Genomic DNA, 8,259 nt, shown 5'->3' on the forward strand with positions numbered 1-8,259 from the left:
GAGGAATGATGGATACCGTCCGTACTGGATGCAGCACGTCGCGATGTCTCCGCGGGTGAACAGCTCGGTGGCCTCGATCATCGTCTGGTCGATCCATCCGGTGCCGGTCGGGCAGACGAGCAGCAGGTGGGACCGGTCGAAGGCTCCGGTACGGTCGAGCTCCGCGAGGGCCAGCTCGGCGCGACCGGACTGATAGACCGGTTCGCTGTTGAACCCGACATAGGTCCGGATCGGGTGCGCGAGCGCCGGCTCGCCCATCACATCGGCGATCATCTCCGGGGTGACGACGTCAGTCACGTAGCGACGGCCCTGCTGCCCGAGATCGCCGTAGGGCAGCAGGCTCCGCGGCCCGCCCGACAAGGCGTCGTCGACCGGCGGGCGGGCGTAACCCGGCTCCACCTTCTCGTTGGCACGCCCGATGTAGGCGACGCCGGCGTTGTAGAGCCCGCTGAGGGCGAATCCCCAGAGCGCCGCGTTCGCGGCCCGCGCCAGCACGTCCTTCGACCAGCCATCGCCGAGGTACGCCCTCAGCAGCCGCCGCGTCGACACGTACGACCGTGCCAGCCCCGTACCGACGGCCGAGACGACGGCCGCGGTCGCCACAGCGCGTGGGACGGTCGCGTGCTGTTCGATCGGCCACTGGTCGATCGCCGCATCGCGGTCGGCCAGTTGCCGCCCGGCCCTGACCACGACGCCGGCGACAGCCAGCGAGGCGACCAGGGTCGGCCGTAGTGCCCGCTGGGCCGGGTAGCGCTGCCGCAGCCACAGCGCCGAGTCGTGCAGCGCGCCACCAACCGCCGCAGCGGTGACGAGATGACCGGCGCTGCGAACGCCGGCCCGGGTCAGATGCTCGTCGTCGCGTCGTGGCAACGCGCCCGCGCCCGCACCGGCCAGCCCGATGGCCACCCGTGTCGCGAGCTGCGCGCCGATGCCCAGATCGGCGGGACGTGCCCGGTTGACGCCCAGTTCGATCGCGCGCGCGACACCTCGGGCAACGAGCAGGTTCAGGCCCGCCGCCGCCCCCTGGAGGGTGGACGTACGCGGCATCAGCGATGGCCCGAACGAATCGAGCAGCGCGGAGGTCTCCAGGGCGCCGGACGGCGACGTGGTCAGCGGGTTCACCCACGTCGCCGTGCGCATGATCACGCTGCGGGCAGCCTCGACGCCGCCGTCACGCCACGGGACGGGCCTCATCGCTGCGTGGCCTCGGTCGGCCGGTCATCGACGGCGACGTCTCGCGCCGCGGCGGTGTCGTAGTCGGAGCGGTACACGACGTCGTAACTCCTCGCGTAGTTGGCCGCCGCCGCGGAGATCAGCGCCGCGACGGGCAGTGCGACGAAGGCACCGATGGGTCCGGCGATGGCGCCACCGGCCAGGGCGGCCCCGAACGCCACCCCGCCATTGAGCGACATCGTATCGGAGCTGATCCGCGGGCTGAGCACGTAGTTCTCCAGCTGCTGGTAGACCAGGGCGTAGCCGAGGACCACCGCCCCCGCCACCAGGCCCTGGATCGCGCTGGTGACCAGGATCGGGATGGCCGCACCGATGTAGGTGCCGACGGCCGGGATGAAGACCGACACGAACCCGGCGAACACGGCCAGTGGCACGGCAAACGACATCGGCATGCCAACGATGACCATGGTCAGCAGGAACCCCGTGCCGTTGATCACCATCAGGATCATGCGCGAGTAGAAGTATCCACCGGTCTGCACGATCGCCTGGTCCCACGTCCAGCCGATCCTCTGCTGTGCCGCGGGGGTGAACAGTCGCAGGACAGCCCGTTGGACCCGCGGCGCGTCGGCCGTGAAGTAGAAGGTGAACATCGCGATGGTCGCCAGGTTGAAGATCAGCGTGATCCCACCCGAGGCGATCCCGACCAGCCGGCCGAACGCGTCGGCAGCGAACTCACCGGTCTGCTCGCCGGCGCCAGAGACACCGTCGCGCACACCTTCGTTGAGTGGGAATCCGAGGTTCCCGCCCGTCCATTCGTCGATCCGGGCGATCCATTCGTCGCCGTTCTCGGCGATCCTGGCGGCCAGCTGCCCGATCGCGGGCACCAGGATGAACACCATGAACAACAGGACCAGCAACCCCACCGCGTAGATGACGCCGACGGCGGCGCCGCGGCGCCACCCGTACCGGTGGTGCAGCCAGCGCACCGCCGGGTCCATCGCCAGGCTGAAGAAGAACGACAGCGCCACCATCGTCAGCAGTCCGGCGGCCGCTCTGGCCGCGTTCAACAGGACGATCGTGAGCAGGATGGCGCCGATGACCTGCCAGACCGTCCGCCCGGCGATCTCGACGCGTGTCACCGCCGTCGTCTGCGGTGTCGGCGGCGCCCGATCGACCGATGCGGCCGGATGACCTGATGGTGGCTGTGGTTGCGCGTCCATGGCCGACGCCGGATCCGACGACCCGGTCAGGTGAGGGCGCTCGCTGTGTTCACTCGTGCTCGAAGGCCGTGCGCAGCCTGTCCTCTTCGTCCCTCGACAGGTTCGTCGCGATGAGCTCCATCTCGACGCCGCGCAACGCGTCCTTGACGCGATCGGTGACCGCGTCGCTGGAGAGCACGAACAGCGCCGAGGTGCCGGGCGTGACCTGGTCGCGAACCTGCTTGATGAAGTTGTCGTCGATGCCGACGTCCACCAGGCTGCCCGACAGGCCACCCATGGCCGCGCCGATCGCAGCGCCCAGCAGGGGAATGAAGAACAACAGGCCGAAGAGCATGCCCCAGAAGGCACCAGACAAGGCACCGGCGCCGGCCATGCTGTGCAGCTGCTCGGTCCGCGGCTTCTTCTTGTCCGCCGGCCACTGCACGATCGCGGCGTCGTGAATCGTGATCAGCTGCTGTTTCTGCAGATCCTCGAGCGTGTTCAGCACGGAACGCGCGCCCTCGGCGCTCGGGAACTTCACGACAGTCAGCATGGCCATATGAGGTCCTTTCTCGGGTCTGTGCTCATGACAGTAGTGTCCGGTGACCCGACCGCCTCATCCCCATCGGGTGAGATCCGTCCGGCCGTTATCCGACCACACGCAGGTCGTGGCTGGTCGTGTTGAGCCGGCGGCCACCGTCGCGTGTGACCGTGACGATGTCCTCGATCCTCACGCCGAAGCGACCAGCGAGGTAGATGCCGGGTTCGATCGAAAAGCACATGCCCGGCACCAGAGGCTGCTCCTCGCCCTCGACGATGTAGGGAGGCTCGTGGGTGGTCACCCCGATGCCGTGGCCGGTGCGGTGGATGAACTGCTCGCCGTAGCCGGCATCGGCGATCACCCTTCGCGCGGTGCGGTCAATCTCCTGACAGGACACGCCTGGGCGGACGGCCTCGAAGGCGGTCTGCTGCGCCCGTCTGACGATGTCGTGGACGCTGCGGACCTCGTCGGTGGGCTCACCGACAGTGACCGCGCGGCTGGTGTCCGAGCCGTACCCGTGCTTCGGCCACCCCATCAGGATGATCTCCGCATCGGGGAAGGTGTCGGCGAACACGTTGCACAACGGGATCGAACCGCCTTGCCCCAGGCTGGTCATCTGCCGGCCGTACGCCTCCTCCATGGCGGCACCGAGCGCGGCGTACGCCGGTCCGCCGGTCGTGGCGCGGAACGGCGCGCCGGAGGCCTCGCGGTCCACGCTGACGCGCACGTTCCACGGCGCGGCGTCCTGCAGGTGCTCGATGAGGGCGTCCTGCGCCTTGATCGGGTCCATGCCGGGCGGTACCCGCAGATTGATAGCGTGCTCGGGCCCGCGGCTGGATGGCTGCGGCCGATCCGACGACCGGCGGGCAGTCGATGCCGAGGACGGTGGCCGTCGGAGGGGCCCACACCATGTCGGCGACAGCACGATCACCGAGCCTCACGTCTGCCTCGGTCATCTGGGCCTTGACGGCACACGGCCGTGACATCGCCACCTAGCTGGTGGACCATCGAGCACGATCATGCGTCATCCGACGAGCGGTCAGGTGTGGGCGCACGCTCTCCGAGCAGACCCAGTTCCTGCGCCCGTTCGACCGCGTCGCTTCGCGAGGAGACGCCGAACTTGCGATAGATCGATATGGCCTCGGTCTTGACGGTGTTGGGTGAGATGAACAGGCGCTCACCGATCCTGCGGAACGACAGGTGCGTGGCCAACAACGGCAGCAGCCGAAGCTCCGCCGAGGTCAACGACGTGGCACCGACGACGTCAACGCGCAGGGCCGCCAGACGGCGCTGCAGCGTGCTGATCTCGTCGACCAGGCTTCCAGGATCGGCCAGCCACTGCACGATGTCCGCGGCCTCACCCAGGACCGTTCGCGCTCCGGGAACATCCGTGGTCAACACGTACACACGGGCCAGCTGGATGCGGGCCTGAACCGCGATGACCGGAAACGCACGTGTAAGATGCGGCCGGAGACGCTGCGCCCGTGCGAGCAGCGTCTTGGCGGGACGTGCGTCACCACGATCGAGGTGGACCCGACCGCTGATGGCGAACACCAGCGCACTGGTCGCGTAGTCGTCGAGTCCCCCGTCCGTCACCGCTGCGAGGGCGCGCTCGGACAGCTCATCACGATCCTCGAGCCGTCCGTTGCGCTCGCTGAGCAGGGCGAGCTGGGCAAGGGCCACTGACTTCGCGACCGTGTTTCCACCATCGTCGGCGACCTCCACCGCCTCCCAGAGGATCCTCGCAGCCTGCTCCTGCCCGTCCATCACGAGACACGCAGTACCGAGAAGCCCGAGGCTGGCGGCCAGCCACGGGCTTCCGACGGGCAGCAACCGCACCGCGTCAGCGGCATCCTGGCGCATGCGACTCAGGCCGTCACGGCACGCGGCTGCACGCAGCATCGACAGCTCTCCCGACGCCCCCGAGTCCTCTGCCGATGTTGTGTCGCTGCGTTCGAATGCGTCGATCCACCGCGCCGCACGGACGGCACGTCCTGCGAGGATGTGCATGAGCGCGCCCGTCACGAGGAGATGCGGGTAGCGTTTGAGCACGTCTCGCTCGTCGAGCCAGTCGAACCATCGCTGGATGGTCGCCTCCCGCCCGGCCTGATACAACGACAGCGCGTGCTCGGTTGCGATCCGCGCCACGCGGGACTCGTCGCCCAACGCGATCGCCTCGTCGATCGCGAGTTCCGGTAGGCCGTTGGCCTCATACCAGTCCGCCGCACGTTGGCGGAGCACCGCCACGCGCTCGGGTTCGCGGCGATGCAGCTCCCGGCCGAGCCATTCGCGGAACAGGTGGTGGTAGCGATACCACACGCGTTCGTCGTCCAGCGAAACCACCAACGCATTCGCTCGCTCCAGCGCGACGAGCTGCTCGGCGGAGTCGTCGGCGTCCAAGAGCACATCACACAGCGGCCCGCACAACCGCTCCGGGAGCGCAGTGCGGGTCAGGAACTCCACCGTGCCGGTCGACAGCCGAGCCAGCACCTCCGACACGAGGTAGTCGGCCACGAACCGGTCGTTGCCGCCTTGCCAGTCGGCCTCCCGACCCACCTCGTGCCCCAGGGCGATGGCGAGGGCGGCGAGGTACAACGCCACGGGCCATCCCTCGGCCCGCTCGTTGAGCGTCGCGACACCGCCCCGGTCGAGGGCGACACCCGCCGTCTCGAGCAGCTCGGCGGCTTCGTCGTCGTCCATGGCGAGCTCGTCGGCGCCGATCTCGACGACCCGACCCTCGGCCCGCAACCGTGCGATGGGGAGCCACAGCCCCTCCCGACTGGCGACCGCGATCTGCCAGTGACCGGGCAGGCCGTTCAGGAGGCCGGCGATCAGGTCCTGACAATCGGCGTTGTCCAGTCGATGCGCGTCGTCCAGCACAAGCACGCCCGAATCGGACGCCTCCAGCACGGACAGGAGCCGAGCGATCGCACCCACGAACGTATGGCGCGGCGCAGCGAACGATCCGGGCACTGTCGCATGGACCGGCTCGATCTCCCCGATCGCCACCGCAAGCGCGGACAACAGGACGATCGGGTCGTTGCTCTCCGCCGTCATCCGAAGCCATGCGAACGGACGCGGATCGTGCACTGCCCACTGCTGCAGCAGTGTCGTCTTGCCGTAGCCGGCCTGCGCGACGACGGCGACGAGCGGGACAGCGCGATGCCCAATCAACCGCTCGACAAGGTCTCCGCGAAGGATCCTGCCCGATTGAGGTCCCCAGGCCCGCACCTCGCTCGCCGACGACGCCGTCGCACCCCCAGATCCCGAACCGTCCGCCGGCCGAGTCCCCGGTGCGGTGCTCCTTCTGATCCGCCTCGTCAATTGGCGCGCCCAAGACAGGGGCGCGACCCATCGTCGTACCCGGGGTCGCGCCATCCTATCTCGACTCATCTCGGGGGTCCATGTCACGTTGCGGACCCTGCGGCACGGCCGACAGTCCGTGGCCGACGCCGTGCGGGCGCGATCCGATCGATCTGCTCAACCCTTCACCCCACGGCGTCTCGGCGGCTGCAGCTGGCTGCTGTACGCCGCTCGGTTGGCGTAGATCTTCGCGTCCCCATCACGTCCTGCGCGGGGATCGGCGTGCTCGCGGGGGCACCTGGCCGCCGGCGTCACGGGCCACCGCCACGAACGGGACGGCCCAGGCGTTCTCGTATGCGATGAAGGCGGCGACGGCACCCGGCTTCATAGCCTCCGCGGCGGCGGCGGCGGCGCCAGCCCCGAGCGCGCACCGCTGGCAGCCACTGAACGCACCGATCTCCTCCGTCGACAGGTCGGTGACCTCCGCGCCCGACCACGCCCCGTCCTCCTTGCCCACCGCCAGCAGGTGGCGCGTTGGTCGCCGCGACCATCGGCAACTTTGTCGAGTGGTACGACCTTGCGCTGTACGGTGCGTTCGCCACGAGCATCGCGACGACTTCTTCCCGCAGCTTCGAAACCTGCGCTCCACGACGAGGCACCGTCACGTCGGTCCTCAGCAGGGGACTGGCATGTCCGAGGCCTCGTGCATCGACGCCAGGACCCAGGCCCTGGTACGGCTCGGCGCACTGATCGCCCTGGATGCACCGGTCATGTCGTACCGGTCCCACATCGACGCAGCACTTGCTGCCGGTGCCACGGTCAACGACATCGTGGACACCCTGATCGCCGTCGCGCCAGTGGCTGGTGCAGCCCGCCTCGTTGCGGCGGCCCCGGCGCCGGCAGCGGTGATCGGGTACGACCTGGACGCGGCGTTCGAGGCCTACGACAACCGAGGGTTGCACCTGACCGATCCGCAGCGGCTCGATCGGCGGGAAGGCGGTGTCGGGGTCCTTCGCGTCGTAGGTCGTCACCACCTCATGCCGCGCCGGCGCGACGGGACAGATCGTGGACCTCGCTGATCACGAGCTCCCGGCGGCATCGCTCGCGCGCGCCCACCGGACGGATGGCGGAGCAACTCGGTCCCACTACGTCGGCGTGATTCATCCGCGCCGGGTGATGCGGGTGAGCTCGTTGCGGGCCACCGTAACGGTCACACGTTACGAGCGTCGGGCACGGCTCGAACGCCGACGAGAGGACACGAGATGTCCGCGACCACGCCTTCGCCCCGGCTGTCGGATGCCGACCTTCGGGACCTGCTCGCCCTGGCGCGTGGATCCGACAGCGTCGAGCTCAAGCTGACCGTGCCCCACGCCGCGCACCGGTCGACAGTCACGGCACTTGGCATGGACCCGCTGGAGGCGCAGATCCGCCAGGTGTACTTCTTCGACACGCCTGACCTGGCGCTCAACCAGCAGGGCGTCGTCGTTCGTGCCCGCCGCGTCCAAGGCCGGTACGACGACTCCGTCATAAAGCTGCGCCCGGTGGTCCCCGACCGCCTCCCCAGCGGGCTGCGTGAATCGAAGAACATGGTCGTCGAGGTCGACGCCATGCCGGGCGGCTACGTGTGCTCGGCGTCGTTGAAGGCGCGTCTCGGAGGCAGCGACATCCTGGACGTCGTCGCTGGCACCAGGCCCATCCACACGCTGTACTCCAAGAAGCAGCGTGCCTTCTTCGACGCGAACACGGCCGACGACGTCGCACTCGACGACCTTTCGATCCTCGGTCCGATCACCCTCCTCAAGCTGAAGTTCACGCCGGAGGAGCTGAGGCGGAAGATGGTCGCCGAGTTGTGGCAGTACCCGGACGGATCCCAGATCCTGGAGCTGTCGACGAAGTGCGCGCCCTCCGAGACGTTCCAGGTCGCCGCCGAGACCCGCGCGTACCTTGCCGGGCACGGCGTCGACCTCTCGGGAGAGCAGCAGACCAAGACCCGCACGGCGCTCGAGTACTTCTCCGGCGCGCTGTAGTGGCCGCGAGGCGACG

At 68.9% G+C, this 8,259-nt stretch carries 8 protein-coding genes; 2 read left to right on the plus strand and 6 right to left on the minus strand.

Annotated features, from left to right (window positions below; genetic code table 11):
- From VFZ70_15305 to VFZ70_15330, 6 genes are all read right to left on the minus strand, one after another.
- On the minus strand, window positions 1–1,194 hold a 1,194-nt coding region (locus VFZ70_15305), incomplete at its 3' end, for an alpha/beta-hydrolase family protein (protein ID HEX6257174.1).
- Complete coding sequence (locus tag VFZ70_15310; protein HEX6257175.1) at window positions 1,191–2,312, minus strand: AI-2E family transporter; 1,122 nt, start codon at window positions 2,310–2,312, stop codon at window positions 1,191–1,193. The genes VFZ70_15310 and VFZ70_15305, both read right to left, overlap by 4 nt.
- Window positions 2,313–2,442: 130 nt before the next feature.
- Complete coding sequence (locus VFZ70_15315) at window positions 2,443–2,931, minus strand: DUF1269 domain-containing protein (GenBank protein HEX6257176.1); 489 nt, start codon at window positions 2,929–2,931, stop codon at window positions 2,443–2,445.
- An 88-nt stretch (window positions 2,932–3,019) separates the two neighbouring features.
- Window positions 3,020–3,703, minus strand: a complete 684-nt coding sequence (locus VFZ70_15320) for a M24 family metallopeptidase (GenBank protein ID HEX6257177.1) — start codon at window positions 3,701–3,703, stop codon at window positions 3,020–3,022.
- Window positions 3,704–3,930: 227 nt separating this feature from the next.
- Complete coding sequence (locus VFZ70_15325; protein HEX6257178.1) at window positions 3,931–6,087, minus strand: LuxR C-terminal-related transcriptional regulator; 2,157 nt, start codon at window positions 6,085–6,087, stop codon at window positions 3,931–3,933.
- 388 nt (window positions 6,088–6,475) lie between these two features.
- The gene (locus VFZ70_15330) at window positions 6,476–6,733 is read right to left on the minus strand and encodes a hypothetical protein (GenBank protein HEX6257179.1); all 258 of its coding nucleotides are present in this window, start codon (window positions 6,731–6,733) and stop codon (window positions 6,476–6,478) included.
- Window positions 6,734–6,905: 172 nt separating this feature from the next.
- Between VFZ70_15330 and VFZ70_15335 the strand changes: the two genes are divergently transcribed.
- Entirely contained in the window at window positions 6,906–7,295 is a 390-nt protein-coding gene (locus tag VFZ70_15335) for a carboxymuconolactone decarboxylase family protein (GenBank protein HEX6257180.1), read from the plus strand.
- 183 nt (window positions 7,296–7,478) lie between these two features.
- Window positions 7,479–8,243, plus strand: coding sequence for a hypothetical protein (locus VFZ70_15340; GenBank protein ID HEX6257181.1), 765 nt, complete (start codon window positions 7,479–7,481; stop codon window positions 8,241–8,243).
- Window positions 8,244–8,259: the final 16 nt, after the last annotated feature.

This window comes from Euzebyales bacterium (assembly GCA_036374135.1).
Classification (GTDB): domain Bacteria; phylum Actinomycetota; class Nitriliruptoria; order Euzebyales; family JAHELV01; genus JAHELV01.

Coding starts and splice junctions, on each gene's coding strand:
- VFZ70_15320 (HEX6257177.1), bottom strand. CDS start 3,703: ATGGACCCGATCAAGGCGCAGGACGCCCTCATCGAGCACCTGCAGGAC.
- VFZ70_15340 (HEX6257181.1), top strand. CDS start 7,479: ATGTCCGCGACCACGCCTTCGCCCCGGCTGTCGGATGCCGACCTTCGG.
- VFZ70_15315 (HEX6257176.1), bottom strand. CDS start 2,931: ATGGCCATGCTGACTGTCGTGAAGTTCCCGAGCGCCGAGGGCGCGCGT.
- VFZ70_15335 (HEX6257180.1), top strand. CDS start 6,906: ATGTCCGAGGCCTCGTGCATCGACGCCAGGACCCAGGCCCTGGTACGG.